Here is a 19,595-nt window from a genome sequence, read left to right as displayed (position 1 = left end):
AGGAGAAACAATGTCGCCCTATGCCCACATTGATCGACCGTCGCCCTTCGCGCCGAAGTCTGCTGAAACCTTGCCCATCTGGGCGGTGTCGCGGGCCGATATGGACCACGGAAAGCTGGAAGAAGCGGCGTCAGCCTGGGCGGCATCCGCCGGCTTTCAGGCCGCTGAGGGATCAGTGCTGCTGGTGCCCGACAGCCAGGGCAAGCTTTCGGGCGCGCTGTTCGGGCTGGGCGAGGAGGGTGACTGCCATCCGCTGGTAGGCGGCAAGCTTGCACGGGTTTTGCCCAAGGGAGATTGGCACATTGCCGCCTCGCCCATCCCGGGCGATAGGATGGCGCTGGCTTTCGGCATGGGCGCCTACCGGTTCGAGAGCTACCGCAAGCCGGCACCGGAAGGTCCACGGCTGGTGATACCCGACGATGCAGATGCCGATGCCATCAGGCGCACGGTGACGGCGGTGGGGTTGGCTCGAGACCTGGTCAACACGCCCGCCAATGATATGGGGCCGGATGCGCTGGAAGCGGCCTTCCGCGGACTTGGTGCACATTACCAGGCCAAGGTCAGTGTCATTGCCGGCGATGAGCTCGTGTCCCAGGGCTTTCCGATGATCCATGCGGTCGGCCGAGCGGCTCAGGAGGCGCCACGATTGCTTGAATTGCGCTGGGGTCAGGAGGGTGCACCGAAACTCACCCTGGTTGGCAAGGGGGTCTGCTTCGACACCGGTGGTCTTGATATCAAACCGGCCGCTTCGATGCTGAACATGAAGAAGGATATGGGCGGCGCCGCCAATGTGATCGCGCTGGCCATGATGATCATGGACGCCGGCCTGAAGGTCGATCTGCGGGTGCTCATCCCGGCGGTCGAGAATTCGATCTCGGCGTCGGCCTTCCGGCCCGGCGATGTGCTTATGAGCCGTAAGGGCCTCAGCGTCCAGATCGACAACACCGACGCCGAGGGACGCCTGGTGCTGGCAGATGCGCTCACCTTCGCCTGCGAGGACAATCCCGGCCTGCTCATCGACATGGCGACGCTCACAGGTGCAGCGCGTGTCGCGCTCGGTCCCGATCTTCCGCCATTTTATACCGATGACGATCAACTGGCCGCAGACCTCGCAACGGCGTCGACAGCGGTTGTCGATCCGCTCTGGCGGATGCCGCTCTACAAGCCCTATGAAGCTGATGTCAAAGCCCGGATTGCCGATCTGACCAACGCGCCGGCGGGCGGATTTGCCGGTTCGATCACGGCCGCACTGTTTCTCAAGCGTTTTGTGGCGCCCGGAACAAACTGGGTGCATTTTGATATTTTCGCCTGGTCGCCAAAGGACAAGCCGCATGCCCCGATGGGCGGCGAAGCCCAGGGCATCCGGGCCCTGTTTGATGTGATCAGCAAACGGCATCCTGCCTGAGATCAACCGCTGACTTGCGCGCTGCCTGTGTTTCGGTCAAAGTAATTCGGTACCGAAACGATACAGGCACCCGCAATGTCACTTGACCTCCGGCCCTCCGATGCCCTTGGGCTGTGGCACGCCGCCACGCTTGAGCATGTGCGTGTGATCGGGCCTGATCTGACCATCAGGCAACTGGCCATCTTGCTGCACATCTATCTGGCGCCGCCGCCGCACACGGTTCGGGGGCTCGCCGCCACGCTGGGGGTAACCAAGCCGGTGATCACCCGGGCGCTCGACACCATGGGCCATATGGGGCTGGTGCGCCGGGTACGCGATGATCGCGACCGGCGCAATGTCATCATCAAGCGGACGGTGGACGGCGCGCTCTTTGTCGAGAGACTTGGCGACATCATCATTGCTGAAGGCCGCAAATTGTCCTTGGCGAAAGATCAGATCCATGAGTGAAACACTTGACCATCGCTTGCACGCCTATCGGGCGGATCTGGCCGATATCCGGCTCAAGGGCCGGGTCGAGGCTGAGCGATTTGCCGAAGGCACGCCTGGCGAGGTGATCCTGCCAGTGGTCCCGGTCCGCCCCAGACCTGACGCTGATTGCAGCATGGATACAGAGGCGCTTCTCGGCGAGACGCTGACCGTGTTTGACCGCTCTGGTGGCTGGGCCTGGGTTAAGCTGGCCGCCGACGGCTATGTCGGTTATCTGCGCGAAGAGGCCATCGCGGAGGGCACAAGCCCGGCCACCCATGTCGTGTCAGTGCCGCGCAGTTTTGTCTATCCCGGTCCGGATCTGCGCTTTCCGCATCTCAAGGTCTTGTCGATGGGCAGCCGTGTGAATGTGGTTGGCGCCGCAGAAACGCGTGCCACTCCCTATGCGCTTCTGGACGATGGCTCCGCCATCATCGCCACGCATCTGCGGCCGATCGATGAAACAGCGGCTGAAGATGCCGTGTCCGTCGCCGCCCGGTTTTTGCACACGCCCTATCTCTGGGGCGGGCGTTCCGGCCTTGGTATCGATTGCTCGGGCCTGGTGCAGATGGCACTCGCCATGACCGGCAAACCGGCGCCGCGCGATTCAGATCAGCAGGCAGCAGATTTGGGAACCCCGATTGATCCCGACAGGGATGGTTTGCAGCGCGGGGATCTGGTGTTCTGGAAAGGCCATGTCGGGTTTTTGGAAGATCAGCACACCCTGCTGCACGCTTCCGGTGCAACCATGTCTGTCACCCGCGAACCCCTGCGCGAGGCAATTGACCGCATCGCCAAGCTCTACAGTCATCCGACAGGCTATCGCAGGCCTTAATACCCGGTTTTGCGGTCAACCAGATTGACCAGCGGTTCGCCGCGTTCATAAGCGTCCATCTGGCGCACAATCGGCACGATCAGAGAGGATGCCACCGACGATGCCGCTGCGTGCGGGGTCAGCGTCACTTTTGGATGCGCCCAGAACAGACTTTCCGGCGGCAGCGGTTCCTGCTGAAACACGTCGAGCGAGACGGCCGAAAGCAGACCTTCATCGAGGGCCGAGAGAATATCGGTCTCGTTCTGCAGCCCGCCGCGCCCGGCATTGATCAGCACTGGCGCGCCCAAAGGCCCGCGCTTTGTCATCTTCGAAAACACGTCACGATTGAGGATTTCGCTTGTGTCGGGTGTCAGCGGCAGCAGCACCACGAAAATGTCGGCAGAGGCCAGAAATGCATCAAGCCCCTCGGGGCCGGCATGGCAGGCAACGCCCTCGACCTGTTTTTGAGTTCGCGACCAGCCGGAGACCTTGAAGCCCATCACCTGCAGCTTGGCGGCTGCATCACTGCCCAGTTCGCCCAGCCCCATGATGCCAACGGTAATATCGGCGGCAGCGGCCTGGTCTTTGTCCTCAAGCCAGATCCGGTCTGCCTGCTGAGCCCGGTAGTGCGGTCCGAGGCGGTGATGGTCGAGAACCTGCCAGACCACATATTCGCTCATCCGTGTGGTCAGGTCAGGCGACACCACGCGTACGATCGGCACGTCTGGCAGGCTGGTGTCGGAAAACACATGATCGACACCGGCGCCAAGCGAGAAGATCACCTTGAGATTGGGCAGCTTCGACAACAGGCCCTTCCGCTGTTTCCACACCACCGCGTAATGGATACTGGGATCGGTTTCACCCTCCGGCTCAAGCGTCACGGCCCGGTCTGGTGCGGCCTTGGCCAGTTCATCAATCCACAGCTCTGTCGACCAGCCGGTGGGTGCCAGCAGAATGCGGCCCTTGTCGATGCTCTTGTCTGTCATGAAGCTGCCTATTCGCTGACCACGGTGCTGTCAGCGGCTTCCAGATTGAAGGCCGCCGCCATCAGCGCTTTGGTGTATTCGGTTTCGGGGTGGTCGAAAATCTTGTCCGCCGTGCCCTGTTCGGCCACTTTGCCGTTGCGCATGACAATCACGTCATTGGCCAGCGCCCGCACCACCTTCAGGTCGTGACTGATGAACAGATAGGCCAGTTGATGCCGCTTCTGCAGATCGCGCAGCAGATCGACCACCTGGGCCTGAACGCTCATGTCCAGCGCGGATGTCGGCTCGTCGAGCATGACGAAGCGCGGCTTGAGCACCATGGCCCGGGCAATCGCCACCCGTTGCCGCTGACCGCCGGAAAATTCATGCGGGTAGCGCCAGCGGGTGGTGGCGTCGAGCCCGACTTCCTCCAGCGCTTCGGCGACGCGGCGGTCGCGATCGCGGGCCGAAAGGTCAGGGGCATGAATGGCCAGACCTTCGCCGACGATGTCGGCAATCGACATCCGCGGGCTCAGCGACCCGAACGGATCCTGGAACACCACCTGCATGGCGCTTCTGAGCGGCTTCATCTGCTTGAATGACCGCTCGTGCAGCGGCAGCTTGTTGAAATAAATCTCGCCTTCGCTACGGATCAGCCGCATCAGCGCAAGCCCCAGCGTTGTCTTGCCCGATCCGGACTCGCCGACAACACCGAGCGTCTGGCCTGCCTTGAGATCGAGCGACAGCCCGTCCACCGCCTTGATATGGTCGACCGTGCGGCGCAGAAAACCCTTCTTGACCGGGAACCAGACCTTGATGTCCTTGGCACGCATGATTTCCGGGGCGGCTTCATCGCGCTCGGGCGGCTCGCCCTTCGGTTCTGCGGCAAGCAGATGCTTGGTGTAGGCATGCTGCGGATTGGCGAAAATATCGACCGTCGGACCGGCTTCGACGATCTTTCCGTCGGTCATCACGCAAACCCGGTCGGCAAATTTGCGGACGATGCCGAGATCATGGGTGATGAACAGCATGGCCATGCCGTGCTGGCTTTTGAGAGTGCTCAGCAATTCGAGAATCTGTGCCTGCACGGTGACGTCGAGCGCCGTGGTCGGTTCGTCGGCAATCAGCAATTCCGGGCGGTTGGCCAGCGCCATGGCGATCATTACCCGCTGGCGCTGACCACCGGACAATTGATGCGGATAGGAGGCTAGGCGTTTTTCCGGATCGCGGATACCGACCTGATTGAGCAGTTCCAGCACCTGCCGGCGTGCCTCGTCGGGCTTGATAGGCTGGTGCAGATGCAGGATTTCCGAGATCTGCTTTTCGACCGATTGCAGCGGATTGAGCGAGGTCATCGGCTCCTGGAAAATCATGGTGATGTCGTTGCCGCGCACATCCCGGATCACCGGTTCCGGTGCCGAGAGCAGATCCTGGCCTTTGAACAGGATTTCGCCCGACGGGTGGCTCGCCGCCGGGTAGGGCAAGAGCCGCAGCACGGACAACGCCGAGACCGATTTGCCGGAGCCGGATTCGCCCACAAGCGCCACGGTCTCGCCGCGTCTTATGTCGAACGAGATATGGTCGACCGCGGTCTGACTTTCGCCGGACTGGTGGAATTCCACCGAAAGATCGCGCACCGACAGCAGCACGTCATTGGTATTGCCTGAACCACTACTCATCGAAAAGTCTTTCGCGGATCGAAGGCGTCACGCGTGGCTTCACCGATGAAGATCAGCAGCGACAGCATGATCGAGATGGTGAAGAACGCGGTCATCCCCAGCCAGGGTGCCTGCAGATTGCGCTTGCCCTGGGCAATCAGTTCACCCAGCGAAGCCGAACCCGGAGGCAGTCCGAAGCCAAGGAAATCGAGCGAGGTCAGTGTGGTGATCGAACCCGACAGGATGAAGGGCAGGAATGTCAGCGTCGCCACCATGGCGTTGGGCAGCAGGTGCCGGAACATGATGGTGGAGTTGCCGACGCCGAGCGCCCGGGCGGCGTTGACATATTCGAAATTGCGGGCGCGCAGGAACTCCGCCCGGACGATGCCGACGAACGAAACCCAGGAAAACAACAGCATGATGCCAAGCAGGATCCAGAACCCCGGCGGCAGCACCGCGGCGATGATCAGCAGGATGTAGAGCACCGGCATAGATGACCAGATCTCGATGAAACGCTGCATCAACAGGTCGGTCCAGCCGCCAAAATAGCCCTGCACCGCGCCGGCGGTGACGCCGATCACAGCCGAAAAGATCGTCAGAATCAGCCCGAACAGAACGGAAATACGAAACCCGTAGATCATCCGCGCGGTGACATCGCGGGCCTGATCGTCGGTGCCCAGCCAGTTCATGTTGCCCAGCGTGCAGCCGGGGTCCTCATCCTTGAGCGGGTAAGCCGAGCAGCTTGCACCGTCTTCGAGCATCCAGAACGGCGCGGTCGGTGCCGAATGCGGAATATAGGAATTGGCGGTGGTGTAGGAATAGCGGATCGGCGGCCAGATCATCCATCCATTGGCCTGAATTTCGTCCTGGATGAATGGATCGCGGTAATCGGTGCGCGCCAGAAAGCCGCCGAACTTTTCCTCCGGATAGTCGACCAGCACGGGATACAGGATTTCGCCCTTGTAGGAGGCCAGGATCGGCCGGTCATTGGCGATGAACTCGGCCAGCAGGCTGGCGATGAACAGGAACAGGAACAGCCACAGCGACCAGTAGCCGCGCCGGTTGGCCTTGAAATTGGCCCAGCGCCGCTTGTTGGTCGGCGACAGCCAGCCTTTTGGCCGGCCATTGACATCATAGGTCTCAGGGTTGCTGGAAGCCGCCGCGCTCATCCGACGTCCCTTTTCTCAAAGTCGATGCGCGGATCGACCCAGGTGTAGACCAGATCCGAAATCAGCCCGACGACCAGCCCCATCAGTGAAAAGATGAACAGCGTTGCAAACACCACCGGATAATCGCGCCGGATCACCGATTCGAACCCGAGCCGCCCCAATCCGTCGAGCGAGAAAATCGTTTCGATCAGCAGCGATCCTGAAAAGAACGCCGTGATGAACGCGCCGGGAAAGCCGGCAATGATGATCAGCATCGCGTTGCGGAACACATGCCGGTAAAGCACCTGGCTTTCGGTCAGTCCCTTGGCCCGCGCCGTGGTGACATATTGCTTGCGGATTTCATCAATGAACGAGTTCTTGGTCAGAAGCGTCGTGGTGGCGAATGCCGCCAGCGACAGCGCGATCAGGGGCAGCGCCAGGTGCCAGAAATAGTCGACGATCTTGCCGAACAGGCTCAACTCGGCAAAATTGTCCGAGGTCAGGCCGCGCAACGGGAACCAGTCAAAAAACGATCCGCCGGCAAACATCACGATCAGCATGATGCCGACCAGAAAGCCGGGCACGGCATAGGCGATGATGATCAGGCCTGAGGTCCAGACATCGAAACGGGAGCCATCGGATACCGCCTTCTTGATCCCCAGCGGAATCGAGATGACGTAGGACAACAGCAGGATCCAGATGCCGAGCGAGATTGAAACCGGCATTTTCTCGATGATCAGATCAAGCACATCGATGCTGCGGAAATAGCTTTCGCCGAAGTCGAAGCGGATATAGTCCCACATCATCTTGCCGAACCGCTCGAGCGGCGGTTTGTCAAAGCCGAACTGGGCTTCCAGCTTGGCGATAAATTCGGGGTCAAGTCCCTGCGCGCCGCGATATTGCGAGGATGTGGAATCGCCGAAATCCTGCTGGGCGCTGCCCATGGTGTCACCACCGCCGGAAATCCGGTCGATTGCCGAATCACCTTGCCCGGTCAGCTCGGCAATCACCTGCTCGACCGGCCCGCCGGGCGCGAACTGGATCACCGCAAAAGAAATCGCCATGATGCCGACGACGGTCGGAATCATCAAAAGCAGCCGGCGAAGGATATAGATGCCCATCAGGCAACATTCCTGTCAGTCGCAGCGCGCGCATCATCTCTGTTGGGTGGTGTGTTGCTCAATTCCGCGTCCTTCCAGCCGGATTGTCCGGAATCCGGCTGATTCGTCTCTGTCTCATACAGAATCGAATGTCGCATGCGGTGCAAGGCCGAAAACGCCTCAATTTGGCTCGTTCATCCACCACACATCCGGAAAACCGAGCCCGTAATAGGGAAGCTCGTCGGGGTGGGCGAGGTTCTTGCTGTAAGCCACCTTGACCGCGTTGCTGTAAAACAGCGGCACCACATAATGATGTGCCAGCAGTACCCGGTCGAGTGCTTTTACAGCCGCCGCCTTTTCCTCGCGGGTTTGGGCGAAAATCACCATCCGGATCAATTCGTCGACTGCCGGATCGGATATTCCGGCATAGTTACGCGATCCCTCGCGATCCACCGAAGATGACCCCCAATACCCGGCCTGCTCGTTGCCCGGATTGAGCGATTGCCCCCAGACATTCCAGATCATGTCGTAGTCGAAGCTTCTCACCCGGTTGGTATATTGTGAGGCGTCGACCGTGCGGATCCGCGCATCAAAGCCAATTTTCTTCAGGCTGGCGACATAGGGCAGCACCGACCTTTCAAGCGAAGGGCTGGAAAGCAGGATTTCAATCTCGAAGGGCTCGCCCGTGCTTGCATCGACAAGCCTGCCATTCTTCAGCTCATATCCGGCTTCCTGCAAAAGCGTCAGCGCCTGGCGCAGATTTGCGCGCGCCTTTGTCGGATCGCCGCCCACCGGATTGGTGTAGGGCGTGGTGAACACTTCGGCTGGCACCTTGTCCTTCAGCCCTTCGAGAATCTCCTTCTCGCGGCCTTCCGGCAAGCCTGTGGAAGCCAACTCCGTGCCCCAGAAGTAACTGTCGACCCGCGCCAGCGCGTCAAAGGCCAGATTGTGGTTCAGGTCTTCGAAATCGAAGGCGAAGTTGAGCGCCCTGCGCACCCGTATGTCCTTGAACTTGTCGCGACGCATGTTGGGTACCATCGCCTGCATGATGCCGACGGCGCGCAGCGGGTTCTCTATTTCCTCGCGCTTGATGTCACCATTCTGGACACCGGGAAAATCATAGGCAGTAGCCCATTTGCTGGCTGAATTCTCCTGCCGGAAATCCACCGTACCGGCGCGGAAAGCCTCGAATTCGACATTGGCGTCGGAGAAGTAGATATATTCGATCGCACCGAAATTGTGCTGCCCGACATTGACGTTGAGATCCTTGCCCCAGTAGTCGTCGCGCAACTCGTAGCGGATGGTTGACCCGGGTTTGAAGGCAGCGATCCGGTAGGGGCCTGACCCCATTACCGGCTCCAGCGTGGTGCGGCTGATGTCGCGCGCGCTGCCGTCGGCGCCTGTCCCCTCCCACCAGTGTTTTGGGATAACCAGGATCTGCCCAAGGATTTGCGGCAGTTCGCGGTTGTTGTTCTCGTCAAACAGAAAGGTCACTTCCCGCTCTGCAGTCTTCTCGGCCGAGACGACATGGGCGTAGTAATTGGCCTGCAGCGGATTGAGTTCCTTGGCCTTGTCGAAGCTGAAGACCACATCGTCGGCGGTCACCGGTTTGCCGTCTGCCCATTTGGCATCCGCCCGAAGCCGGAACGTGACTTTTGAAATATCGTCGGGAAAGGAGGTGCTTTCGGCCAGCAGCCCGTAGGACGAAGACACCTCGTCTTCCGACGATTTCATCAAGGTGTCGAAGACCAGGCTGAGCCCGGTCACCAATTCACCCTTGGCCAGGGTCGGGTTGAAGCTGTCGAAGGTGCCTTCCTCCGCCAGTTTCAGCGTGCCGCCCTTCGGCGCATCCGGATTGACGTAGTCGAAGCGGTCAAAGCCTTGCGCGTATTTCGGCTCGTCAATCATTGCCGTGGCATGCTGCCAGACCGGTTCCTCAGCCGATGCAACCGTTGCACTGAAGATTACTCCGGCCAATGCCAGAGTGGGGGCCAGAATCGGGGCGAGAACGGATGCGGCCAGCATGGATGCGGCAATGCGGATGGTCATGGGTGCGGGTCCTCCGGTAACCTGTGTCATAACAACAACAATAGGCCAGTTCTGCGGCACTTGCAGGGGCTGATGCCAAAAACCGCATGAAATCATAAAAAAAGCCGGGCACGAGGCCCGGCTTTCATAACAATCGAATGGCAGATTATTCGCTTGGCGCAGGCGTCGCAGCCGGTTCTGCTGCAGGTTCGGCAGCGGCTTCAGCCTCGGCACCCGCATCGGCAGGGGCTTCGGCACTCGCATCGGTGGCGGCCTCGGTTGCGTCAGGCAACGGCGCCGGCGTATCGCCCACCGTGCGAAGATAGGCGATCAGGTCTGCCCGCTCGTCGATCTTCTTGACGCCTGCAAAGCCCATTGCTGTGCCCTTGATATATTTTTTCGGTGCGGCCAGGAATTCGCTGAGATGCTCGTAATCCCAAACCACGGTTCCATCTTCGGAGAATTCGGTCATGGCACTGGAGTACTTGAACCCCTCATGCGTGGCGACCGGCCGATTGACGATGTTCCACAGGCCGGGGCCGACCTTGTTGGCGCTGGCAGCATCATTGCTGTGGCAGGCGGCGCATTTCTTGAACACGGATTCGCCCTTGGCCGGATCGGCGCTGGCGAGCAGCGGCGCAATCAGTTCAGGTTCAGCCGCTTCTGCCGGCGCGCTCGCATCGCCGCCGCCTTCAGCAACCTCGATCAGAAAGCCTTCGGTTTCCGGCTCCGCTGCGTGGTAAATCCCCTCCGACACGATGGAAAGGGTCATCAGAACAAACAAAACACCGAGAAAAGCGCCTGCTGCCGAGTTAAAATATGAGGAGTTCATGTTCCGTCGCTCCGTTTCGATCCGGCGTCCCGCGCTGTTTTCAGCAATGTCCGAACCAGTCTTGAAATCGCGCGGAACCTATGTCTTTTGCAAGTTCGTTGCAACACCGTTTGTAATGGCGGCCATGAGACTTTTTGACACTTGTGCCGAATAACCCGAGGATCAGACCCATATGGCAGAAGGCCCAGAGCATACGCTCGTTATCATTCCGGCCAGAATGGCCTCCGCCCGGCTACCCGGAAAACCGCTTGCCGACATTGGTGGCGAACCGATGGTCGTCTGGGTGGCCCGGCAGGCGGCACTTGCAGCTGTTGGCCGTGTGGCCGTTGCCACTGATTCGCGCGAAATCGCCGATGTGGTCGAAGCCGCAGGCTTCGAGGCGGTGATGACTCGCGATGATCACCAGTCCGGATCGGATCGCGTGTTCGAAGCGGCGATGAAAATGGACCCCGAGGCGCGAGCCGGAGTCATCCTCAATGTTCAGGGTGACATTCCCGCCATCGAGCCTGAAGCCATCCGCAGGGCTGCCCTGCCGCTTTTGACATCCAAGGCAGATCTCGCCACGCTGGCCGTCGAAATTTCCGACGAAGCCGAGAAAATCAACCCGAGCATCGTCAAGGTGATCGGTACGCCGATCGGCGAGGGGCTTTTGCGGGCACTGTATTTCACCCGTGCCACCGCGCCCTATGGCGACGGACCGCTCTATCACCACATCGGACTTTACGCCTGGCGCCGCTCGGCGTTGCAGCGCTTCGTGTCGCTGCCTCCCTCAACGCTTGAAAGACGCGAATCGCTTGAGCAGTTGCGGGCGCTCGAGGACGGCATGCGCATTGATGTGGCCATCGTTGACTCCGTTCCTCTCGGTGTCGATACTCCCGCCGATCTTGAACGCGCCCGCAAAATCCTGGCGCCGAAATAGACACGCATTTCTCACAACGGACACCTATCATGACCGCATCCACCAACCGCATCGCCTTTCAGGGCGAGTTTGGCGCAAATTCCGACATGGCCTGCCGCGACATGTTTGCCGGCATGGATCCGTTGCCCTGCGCCACGTTTGAGGATGCCTTCAACGCGCTTGCACAGGGTGAGGCGGATTTGGCGATGATCCCGATCGAAAACACCATCGCCGGCCGGGTTGCCGACATCCACCATTTGTTGCCCGAATCGCAACTGCATATCGTCGGCGAATATTTCATGCCGATCCATTTTCAGCTGATGGCGCTGCCGGGCGTTGACCGGTCGGAAATCCGCACCGTGCACAGCCATGTCCATGCCGTCGGTCAGTGCCGCAAAATTGTCCGCGCCAATGGCTGGAAGGCTGTTGTGGCTGGCGACACCGCCGGCGCAGCCCGGCTGGTCTCGGAGAGCAACGACCGGACCATGGCGGCACTTGCGCCGCATTTGGCAGCCGAACTCTATGGCCTCGATATCCTCGAGCAGAATGTCGAGGACACCGAAACCAATGTCACCCGTTTCGTGGTGCTGTCACGTGAGGCCCAGATTCCGCCGCGGCCGGTGGCGGGCGAGGTGGTCGTCACCACCTTCGTCTTCAAGGTCCGCAACATTCCGGCAGCGCTCTACAAGGCGATGGGTGGTTTCGCCACCAATGGCGTCAACATGACCAAGCTGGAAAGCTACCAGATTGGCGGCAAGTTTTTCGCAACCCAGTTCTATGCCGACATCCAGGGACATCCGGACGAAGCGCCGGTCGCCCGCGCCCTGGAGGAGCTTGGCTACTTTTCCAAGGAACTGCGGATTCTCGGTGTCTACCCTGCCCATCCGTTCCGCCTGGTGCAAAACGGAACCCACGCACAAGAGGCCGAGGGCTGAACAGCCCCCTTTACTTGCCCCAATCCAGCCAGTCGCGCATCAGCCGATGGGCGATGGCGCCGGGCGGCGGCGCCGAGGCATTGGCCTCGCCGAGAACATTCGCCAGCATGGCTTCGGTCTCGGTGCGGTCAAACCAGCGGCAATCCTCAAGCTCTGCAGTGTCGCGGGAAATCTCGAGGCTTTGTGCCTCGGCATAGACGCCGATCATCAATGTATGCGGCATCGGCCATGGCTGGCTGGCATGATAGCGCACCCGGCCAACCTTGATGCCGGATTCCTCCATTGTCTCTCGCCGCACCGCGTCTTCCATGGTTTCACCCGGTTCGATGAAGCCTGCCAGGCATGAAAACATGCCGGGCGGAAAATGCGGGCTGCGGCCAAGCAGGCAGCGATCGCCAGCCTCATCAACAACCAGCATGATGCCGACCGGATCGGTTCGCGGAAACACCGTATGGCCACAGCTGTGGCATTTTCGGCGGTAACCGCCGGCTTCGGGCGTCATCTGCCCTCCGCAGACGCCGCAAAACCGGTGCGCCAGTGCCCAGGAAACAAGGCTGGTGCCTTGCGCAAAGGCGCCCAGCGTTTCCTCGTCCACAAGCGCCTGACGATAGACCGACCGTGTGTCGATGGCCTTGAAGGCTTCGGGCAGATCATCGGGGCCAATGCCGACCGGCATGGCGATGCGGGCGGCATTGGATTCGGTCCATCCGATCAGAATGGCGTCGGCGTCTTGCGGCTGCATTGCCGCAATGTCATCAGCCGTCAGCAACCCAATGGGTGCGTCGCCATCGACCCGCATCGCCAGCCGGCCTTTGGTGATGGCGAAATAGCGTGTTGCCGGATCCTTGAGCGCGTCACCAAGCTCGGTTTCGGTGCGGTGTTCGGAGCGGCGATCAAGCCGATTGGTTGAAAAAGCCGTCAGACGGCTGGCTTCGCCATGAGGAGCATCATGGTCAAACAGGGAAAATATCATAAATCAGAGGACCTCAAGCAGTCTTTCGGTAAATTCGGTGCGGGCGTCGGGAGTCCAGGCGCTGGCTTCGCCATGCCCCCAGACCGGACCGGGCCAGGCGGGATCGCCTTCGTTGCGGGCAATGATGTGAAGATGGAACTGGCGAACCTGATTGCCAAGCGCACCAACATTGATCTTGAGGCAGCCGGTCGCCTGCTTGAGGGCCTTGGCGGCAAGGGCGGTCTCGAAGGTCAGCATCGTCTGGTCGAGCGGCGTCATGTCGAATATCTCCGAAATACCGCTGCGTTGCGGCACCAGCAGCACCCAGGGCCAGCGGCTGTCCATCATCAATCTGAGCTGGCACAAACCCAGCTTGATCAATAGCTTGGAATCGCGGTCGAGGCGCGGATCGAGAACAAAATCAGACATGGGCTATACCGCCGGACAGAGTTGAGTGCAAACTCTAGCAGTTTTTTTGGCCCCTGGCTTGCTTTTGCCTGTTCGATTGACGATATGTGCGGTGGGAGGTTGGTGGTGGACGAGCCACTCGCCAACCGGGTCAGGTCCGGAAGGAAGCAGCCCTAACGAGCCAGGCACGGGTCACCGTGCCAGCCTCCCACCCTTTTGCCCGTGCCATTCATGGCAGGCCCGGTCATTGACCGGGTTCGACCGGGGTGCAAACATTCGATTTGAATGGCCACCGGGCCAGCGCGAAGGCGGCACGAGGATCATGGACGATTTAACCGGCACGAATACAGCCCCCTCGGGGACAGCGCCTGAGGCGAAGTCACCGTACCGGGTTCTGGCGCGGAAATACCGGCCCAAGGATTTCACCGATCTCATCGGCCAGGAGCCGATGGTCCGCACGCTGACCAATGCCTTTTCCACCGGCCGCATTGCACAGGCCTGGATGCTGACTGGTGTGCGCGGTGTCGGCAAGACCACGACGGCGCGGATTCTGGCGCGGGCGCTGAATTACCAGACTGCCGAGATCGACCAGCCGACCATAGACCTGACCGTTCCGGGCGAACATTGCCAGGCGATCATGGAAGGTCGCCATGTCGATGTCATCGAGATGGATGCCGCCTCGCATACCGGCATTGACGATATCCGCGAGATCATCGAGCAGATCCGCTACCGCCCGGTGTCGGCGCGCTACAAGGTCTACATCATCGACGAAGTGCACATGCTCTCCAATCAGGCCTTCAACGGCCTGCTCAAGACCTTGGAAGAGCCGCCTTCACATGTGAAGTTCATCTTTGCCACCACCGAGATTCGCAAGGTTCCGATCACCGTGCTGTCGCGCTGCCAGCGCTTTGACCTGCGGCGGATCGATTCGGGGTTGCTTGTTGCCCATTTCAGGAATGTCTCCGATCAGGAAGGCATTTTGATCGACGACGAATCGCTGGCCATGATCGCCCGCGCCGCCGAAGGCTCGGTGCGTGACGGGCTGTCGCTGCTTGATCAGGCAATCGCCCATGGTGGCGGCGGGGTCGATGCTGAAGCCGTGCGTTCGATGCTTGGCCTCGCTGACCGATCCCGCATTGTCGGATTGTTCGGGTCGCTGATGACTGGCGACGTTGCGGCAGCTTTGGCAAATTATCGCGATCAGTATAATTCGGGCGCCAGCCCCTCGGTGATCCTGACCGATCTGGCTGATTTCACCCATCTGGTTACCCGGCTGAAATTCGTGCCGCAGGCAGGTGAAGATCCCTCATTGACCGAAACCGAGCGCCTCAACGGTGCTGATTTTGCCGGAACCTTGTCGACCGTCATACTCTCGCGGGTCTGGCAGATGCTGCTCAAGGGCATCACCGAAACCGACACCTCAAGCCGGCCTGCTGCGGCAGCGGAAATGGCCTTGATCCGGATCGGGCATGCGGCCAGTTTGCCGTCGCCGGAGGATGCGGTGAAGGCGTTTCACAATTCCGGCGGCACGACGTCCGGAGCGGCTTCGACCAGTGGCGGCGGGCAACCCTCTGGCGGCGGCGGTGCGACGGCCCGCGCGGTCGGCGAACGCCGCATGCCGCAAGGCGGCGGTGGCGGACAACCGGCGATGCGGCTGGCTCATTCCGCCGAGCCCACGGTCGCCACGCCGGCTCTCGCAGAGCCTGTGCAAGAGATCGCCATAACGTCACTTGAAGACATGGTGGCGCTGGCCGAAAAATTTCGCGACATCGCCATGAAGGTGCAGATCCGAACCGGTGTGCGTCTTGTCCGGATCGAGCCCGGCCGCCTCGAGATCAGCCTGACACCGGAAGCAAGTCCGAGCCTGCCGGGTGAGTTGATCAAGAAGCTGGCAGACTGGACCGGGGCAAAATGGATCGTGACGCTGAGCCGCGAAGAAGGCGCCCCGACGCTTTCCGAGCGCGAGACCGCCAAGCGGGACGCACTGGTCAGCGATGCGCGTCAGGATCCTGATGTGGCAGCCATTCTGGCAAAGTTCCCCGGCTCGCGGATCACCGATGTGCGCATCGCCGTTACCGAGGAAATCCTGGCCGAAACGGTGCTGTCGCCTTCCGAGGACGGTGACATCCTGCCAGATGAAATGGATCCCGACGACGAATCCGATTAGCCGGTGCCCATACTGCAGCAAATGGCTGCAGCATGGGGCCGCAGGACCGGATCAGGACCGGCACTCAACAACCAAAAGGAGATTGTGATGAAAGACATCATGGGCATGATGGGCAAGATCAAGGACATGCAGGCCAAGATGGAAAGCATGCAGGACGAAATGGCGGCACTCGAATGCGAAGGCGTCGCTGGCGGCGGAATGGTTAGCGTGCGCCTGTCCGGCAAGGGCCAGATGCTGGGCCTGAAAATCGATCCTTCCATGTTCAAGGAAGATGATGTCGAGATCCTCGAGGATCTCATTGTCGCAGCCCATAACGACGCCAAGGGCAAGGTCGAGACCATGGTTGCCGAGCGGACCAAGGAACTGACCGCCGGCCTGCCGATCCCTCCCGGCATGAAATTGCCATTCTGAGCTGCGTGACCGTCACCGGAGATTGAGATGCAAAAACGTGTAACCGGGCCGGAAATCGAGCGCCTGATCCAGCTGCTGGCGCGCGTTCCCGGTCTGGGGCCGCGATCGGCGCGCCGCGCCGCTTTGCACTTGATCAAGAAAAAGGACCAGCTGATGGGACCGCTGGGACTAGCGATGAACGAGGCCTTCGACAAGGTCCGCATCTGCTCGACCTGCGGCAATGCCGACACCTCCGACCCCTGCACGGTCTGCACCGATCCGACCCGCGACCAGACCGTCATCATCGTTGTCGAGGACGTGGCTGATCTGTGGGCGCTGGAGCGGGCCGCGGCGATGAATGCCGGCTATCATGTGCTCGGCGGCACCTTGTCGCCGCTCGATGGCATCGGCCCCGACGATCTGTCGATTGCCGGGCTCGTCGACCGGGTCGCCAAGGGCGAAGTCCGCGAGATCCTGATTGCCGTCAACGCAACCGTCGAAGGCCAGACCACGGCGCATTACATCACCGAGCAATTGTCCGGCTTCGACATCAAGATCACCCGGCTGGCCCATGGTGTACCGGTTGGCGGCGAACTTGATTATCTCGACGAAGGCACGCTGGCTGCGGCCATCCGGGCGCGCACTGCCTTTTGAGGGAGCGACACATGCCACGATTTTTCAACCCCGAAACCATGCCGAAGCCGGCTTCCAATTATGTCCAGGCCGTTGAGATGGTTTCGCCGGGAAGCCGTCTGATCATCTCGGGCCAGATCGGGGTTGCGCCGGACGGGCAGATGTTGCAGGGCTACCGTGCCCAGGCCGAACAGGCGTGGCGCAACGGACTTGCCGGCGTGATCGCTTCCGGAATGCAAATCAGCGACATCGTCTCGATACGTGTCTACGACGTGGCGCCCGGCGATGTCAGCGCCTACCGGGAGATTCGGGATCAGTTTCTCGAAGGTCACGCACCGGCCTCGACCTACGTGATTGTTGCCGGTCTGGCGCACCCCGATCTGCTGACGGAGATCGAGATAGAGGCTTTTCGCCAGAGCTGATGCCGGTGAAACCGGACGTGCCATTCTCCTGACGTGCTGCTCAGGTTAGATTGAGCAGATGATTCGCACCCTGATCCTTTCGATGACCCTCCTGTTCGCCGTGGCCACATTCGGGGCCATGCCATCACACGCCGCAACCAAATCCGGGGTCGAAGCCCAGTTCCGCCAATGGCTGGAGGCTGATCTGTGGCCGGAAGCCAAACGCGGCGGCGTCTCCAAACCGGTTTTTGACAGCGCTTTTTCAGGCATCAGTCTCGATTGGGATCTTCCTGATCTTCAACCCCCCGGTTTTCCCAAACCCAAGCAGCGGGCCCAGAGCCAGGCCGAATTTCGCAGCCCCGGCGCCTATTTCGATGAAAAACGGCTTCAGGGTCTCGCCGCCTCGGGTCGGTCCCTGATGGCGCAACACGCAGGCACGCTGCGCAAGATCGAGGATCGTTATGGCGTTCCGGCGTCGATCATCGTGGCGATATGGGGCCGCGAGTCCGGCTTCGGACGGGCCAAGATTCCCCATTCGGCAGTGCGGGTGATTGCCACCAAGGCCTTCATGTCGACGCGGCCCGAGCTGTTCCGCAAGGAAATACTGGCAGCGCTGAAGATCCTCCAGCGCGGCGATGTCTCCGCTTCGGCAATGAAAGGCTCCTGGGCCGGCGCCATGGGCCAGCCGCAATTCCTGCCGTCGAGCTATCTTGACCATGCGGTTGATTTCGATGGCGACGGCAAGCGCGACATCTGGAACTCGACCGCCGATTCGCTGGCCTCTATCGCCAATTATCTGGCCCAGTCGGGTTGGGTTCGCGGTCGCGACTGGGGCTTTGAGGCGGTGATCCCGCGGGGCGTCACCTGCGCCCTTGAGGGCCCGGACCGGGCCCGGTCGATCAGCGGCTTGACCGATATGGGTATCATCCGCATTTCCGGCCGGCCCTTTCCCGATCATGAACGCCGTGCGCCCGGCATGGTGCTGGTGCCTGCCGGAATCTACGGCCCGGAATTTGTGGTGACACCGAATTTCTACGTGATCAAGGAATACAACAATTCCGACCTCTACGCGCTGTTCATCGGCAATCTCGCCGACCGCATGGCCCATGGCGGAAGTGCGTTTGTGACACCCTGGGGCAATACCGGCAAGATGCTGCGCTCCGACATCGCCAGGCTGCAATTTTCGCTGGAAAAGCAGGGCTATGATGTCGGGGGAGCGGACGGCCTGCCGGGCTACAAGACCCGGCGGTCAATCGGCGAATGGCAGGCAAAAAACAGCCAGTCGCCAACCTGTTTTCCAACGCCTGCCTTGCTGAAATCGCTGCGATAATCTGACACTGCACCCCGAGGTGACACGCGGCGCAGAGCAGGTTGGTGTCAGCCCTGTCGTTTGTAGGCGCCGGTAATCTTGCGGAACTGGTGCTTGAAGTAGTTTGAAATCATTTTGCCATTGCCATAGAGACGCTGCGTCAGCGCCGCCCCACGTGCGGCCTCGGCCTCCGTGGCAGCCTCATCGATCGCTTGGTGGCGGAAAATGATCCCTGTCGGTGTGACGACCTTCTCGGGAACCAGCCCGGCGCGCGCGGCGGCGACAATCAGATTGTGATGATTGAAGCCGAGCAGATGGGCAAAATGCAGGGCGCCGAACCCCTTGTTCAAGGTCGTCCCGAGATCGGGCACCTCGACATAGACAAGGCCATCGGGCGCCGACCAAGCGGCCATCTGGCGGAGTGCATCCACCGGATTGCTCAAATGTTCCACCACATGGAAACAACTCACCAGGTCAAACCGCTCCGGATAGCTGACCTGCTGCCATCCCTTGATGGTGATCCGGTCTCCATGCAGCGACTGCGCATGGTTGCCATAGGTTTCACCGGGTTCAAATCCGTGCGCGTCATGGCCGAGCGCCAGCATGGCGGTGACGAATTCACCTGACCCGCAGCCGAAATCGAGGGTCCGGGCATTTTCCGGCAAAAGCCCTTCAAGCTGCTTCACACGGTTGGCGGCTTCGACGCGCCGTTTTGCCAGATGCTTTTCCTTCGGCACCGTTGAAGCGGCCTGATAATCGAAGCGGTAGAAATCGGCGTAATAGGCTTCCAGTTCGACATCTGAAGGCATCGGGCTGGTATAGAGCAGGCCGCAATGGTCGCAGGCAACCGTCGTCAGGCGTTTCAGTCTGCGGTCAATCCCTGCAAGCCTGGTCTTGGCTCCATGTCCGCAGCCCGGACAGGGCACATCTTGGCCTTCATAGGGATACCGTGTGAACGGCAGGAAGAATGACAGGATGCTGTAGTTCATGAATTCGGGTCCGGTGGAGAGCTTGGGGCTCGTCTTGACGGTCCAATACGCGACAAAACCGGGTCTGGAAAGGCATTGGCCGGAATTTGCTTCATTGA

Annotated in this window: 19 protein-coding genes and 1 other RNA gene; 11 read left to right on the top strand and 9 right to left on the bottom strand. The window is 60.6% G+C overall.

Annotated elements, in window-relative coordinates; all coding sequences use genetic code 11:
• Positions 1 to 10 precede the first annotated feature (10 nt).
• From IMCC20628_RS20130 to IMCC20628_RS20120, 3 genes are all read left to right on the top strand, one after another.
• A complete protein-coding gene (locus IMCC20628_RS20130; protein ID WP_047031676.1) occupies positions 11 to 1,405 on the top strand; it encodes a leucyl aminopeptidase family protein in 1,395 nt (464 codons plus the stop codon).
• Positions 1,406 to 1,480: 75 nt separating this feature from the next.
• A complete protein-coding gene (locus IMCC20628_RS20125; RefSeq protein WP_047031675.1) occupies positions 1,481 to 1,852 on the top strand; it encodes a MarR family winged helix-turn-helix transcriptional regulator in 372 nt (123 codons plus the stop codon).
• Positions 1,845 to 2,705: an NlpC/P60 family protein gene (locus tag IMCC20628_RS20120; RefSeq protein ID WP_047031674.1), complete on the top strand. Its 861-nt coding sequence runs from the start codon at positions 1,845 to 1,847 to the stop codon at positions 2,703 to 2,705. The genes IMCC20628_RS20125 and IMCC20628_RS20120 overlap by 8 nt, the downstream gene beginning before the upstream one ends.
• Here IMCC20628_RS20120 and IMCC20628_RS20115 read toward each other — a convergent pair.
• The 6 genes from IMCC20628_RS20115 to IMCC20628_RS20090 all read right to left on the bottom strand — a co-directional run bounded on the left by IMCC20628_RS20115 (position 2,702) and on the right by IMCC20628_RS20090 (position 10,415).
• Positions 2,702 to 3,670 (bottom strand): glyoxylate/hydroxypyruvate reductase A, encoded by a 969-nt coding sequence (locus IMCC20628_RS20115; protein ID WP_047031673.1) that lies wholly within the window; start codon positions 3,668 to 3,670, stop codon positions 2,702 to 2,704. The genes IMCC20628_RS20120 and IMCC20628_RS20115 overlap by 4 nt on opposite strands.
• A gap of 8 nt (positions 3,671 to 3,678) precedes the next feature.
• Complete coding sequence (locus tag IMCC20628_RS20110) at positions 3,679 to 5,328, bottom strand: ABC transporter ATP-binding protein (RefSeq protein ID WP_047031672.1); 1,650 nt, start codon at positions 5,326 to 5,328, stop codon at positions 3,679 to 3,681.
• Positions 5,325 to 6,476, bottom strand: a complete 1,152-nt coding sequence (locus IMCC20628_RS20105; RefSeq protein ID WP_047031671.1) for an ABC transporter permease — start codon at positions 6,474 to 6,476, stop codon at positions 5,325 to 5,327. Before IMCC20628_RS20105 ends, IMCC20628_RS20110 begins: the two co-directional genes overlap by 4 nt.
• The gene (locus tag IMCC20628_RS20100; RefSeq protein WP_047031670.1) at positions 6,473 to 7,576 is read right to left on the bottom strand and encodes a microcin C ABC transporter permease YejB; all 1,104 of its coding nucleotides are present in this window, start codon (positions 7,574 to 7,576) and stop codon (positions 6,473 to 6,475) included. The genes IMCC20628_RS20105 and IMCC20628_RS20100 overlap by 4 nt, the downstream gene beginning before the upstream one ends.
• A gap of 159 nt (positions 7,577 to 7,735) precedes the next feature.
• Entirely contained in the window at positions 7,736 to 9,580 is a 1,845-nt protein-coding gene (locus IMCC20628_RS20095; RefSeq protein ID WP_047032815.1) for an extracellular solute-binding protein, read from the bottom strand.
• A 169-nt stretch (positions 9,581 to 9,749) separates the two neighbouring features.
• Complete coding sequence (locus IMCC20628_RS20090; RefSeq protein ID WP_047031669.1) at positions 9,750 to 10,415, bottom strand: cytochrome c family protein; 666 nt, start codon at positions 10,413 to 10,415, stop codon at positions 9,750 to 9,752.
• A gap of 172 nt (positions 10,416 to 10,587) precedes the next feature.
• Here IMCC20628_RS20090 and IMCC20628_RS20085 point away from each other — a divergent pair, with 172 nt between their 5' ends.
• The gene (locus IMCC20628_RS20085) at positions 10,588 to 11,334 is read left to right on the top strand and encodes a 3-deoxy-manno-octulosonate cytidylyltransferase (RefSeq protein ID WP_047031668.1); all 747 of its coding nucleotides are present in this window, start codon (positions 10,588 to 10,590) and stop codon (positions 11,332 to 11,334) included.
• 29 nt (positions 11,335 to 11,363) lie between these two features.
• Positions 11,364 to 12,248: a prephenate dehydratase gene (locus tag IMCC20628_RS20080; RefSeq protein ID WP_047031667.1), complete on the top strand. Its 885-nt coding sequence runs from the start codon at positions 11,364 to 11,366 to the stop codon at positions 12,246 to 12,248.
• Positions 12,249 to 12,258: 10 nt separating this feature from the next.
• On the opposite strand, the gene nudC is transcribed toward IMCC20628_RS20080, so the two are convergent.
• Together nudC and IMCC20628_RS20070 are read right to left on the bottom strand one after the other, a co-directional pair.
• On the bottom strand, positions 12,259 to 13,221 hold the full coding sequence (gene nudC / locus IMCC20628_RS20075) for an NAD(+) diphosphatase (protein ID WP_047031666.1): 963 nt from the start codon (positions 13,219 to 13,221) through the stop codon (positions 12,259 to 12,261).
• Positions 13,222 to 13,224: 3 nt separating this feature from the next.
• Positions 13,225 to 13,629 carry an HIT family protein gene (locus tag IMCC20628_RS20070; protein WP_047031665.1) on the bottom strand — a complete coding sequence of 135 codons (405 nt, stop codon included), beginning with the start codon at positions 13,627 to 13,629 and terminating at the stop codon, positions 13,225 to 13,227.
• A gap of 94 nt (positions 13,630 to 13,723) precedes the next feature.
• Here IMCC20628_RS20070 and ffs point away from each other — a divergent pair.
• From ffs to IMCC20628_RS20045, 6 genes are all read left to right on the top strand, one after another.
• Positions 13,724 to 13,820: signal recognition particle sRNA small type (ffs, locus tag IMCC20628_RS24830), an RNA gene on the top strand.
• A 110-nt stretch (positions 13,821 to 13,930) separates the two neighbouring features.
• Positions 13,931 to 15,775, top strand: coding sequence for a DNA polymerase III subunit gamma/tau (locus tag IMCC20628_RS20065; RefSeq protein WP_047032814.1), 1,845 nt, complete (start codon positions 13,931 to 13,933; stop codon positions 15,773 to 15,775).
• Positions 15,776 to 15,862: 87 nt separating this feature from the next.
• Positions 15,863 to 16,186 carry a YbaB/EbfC family nucleoid-associated protein gene (locus IMCC20628_RS20060; protein WP_047031664.1) on the top strand — a complete coding sequence of 108 codons (324 nt, stop codon included), beginning with the start codon at positions 15,863 to 15,865 and terminating at the stop codon, positions 16,184 to 16,186.
• Positions 16,187 to 16,213: 27 nt separating this feature from the next.
• Entirely contained in the window at positions 16,214 to 16,819 is a 606-nt protein-coding gene (gene recR, locus IMCC20628_RS20055; protein ID WP_047031663.1) for a recombination mediator RecR, read from the top strand.
• 11 nt (positions 16,820 to 16,830) lie between these two features.
• Positions 16,831 to 17,220, top strand: a complete 390-nt coding sequence (locus tag IMCC20628_RS20050; RefSeq protein WP_047031662.1) for a RidA family protein — start codon at positions 16,831 to 16,833, stop codon at positions 17,218 to 17,220.
• A 70-nt stretch (positions 17,221 to 17,290) separates the two neighbouring features.
• Positions 17,291 to 18,529: a lytic murein transglycosylase gene (locus IMCC20628_RS20045; RefSeq protein WP_047032813.1), complete on the top strand. Its 1,239-nt coding sequence runs from the start codon at positions 17,291 to 17,293 to the stop codon at positions 18,527 to 18,529.
• 47 nt (positions 18,530 to 18,576) lie between these two features.
• On the opposite strand, the gene IMCC20628_RS20040 is transcribed toward IMCC20628_RS20045, so the two are convergent.
• Positions 18,577 to 19,497: a class I SAM-dependent methyltransferase gene (locus IMCC20628_RS20040; protein WP_156174593.1), complete on the bottom strand. Its 921-nt coding sequence runs from the start codon at positions 19,495 to 19,497 to the stop codon at positions 18,577 to 18,579.
• Between the last annotated feature and the right edge of the window lie 98 nt (positions 19,498 to 19,595).

The organism is Hoeflea sp. IMCC20628 (assembly GCF_001011155.1).
Classification (GTDB): Bacteria; Pseudomonadota; Alphaproteobacteria; order Rhizobiales; family Rhizobiaceae; genus Hoeflea.
Note: the sequence above shows the minus strand (reverse complement) of the source record. Positions and strands in the feature narration are given on the sequence as shown.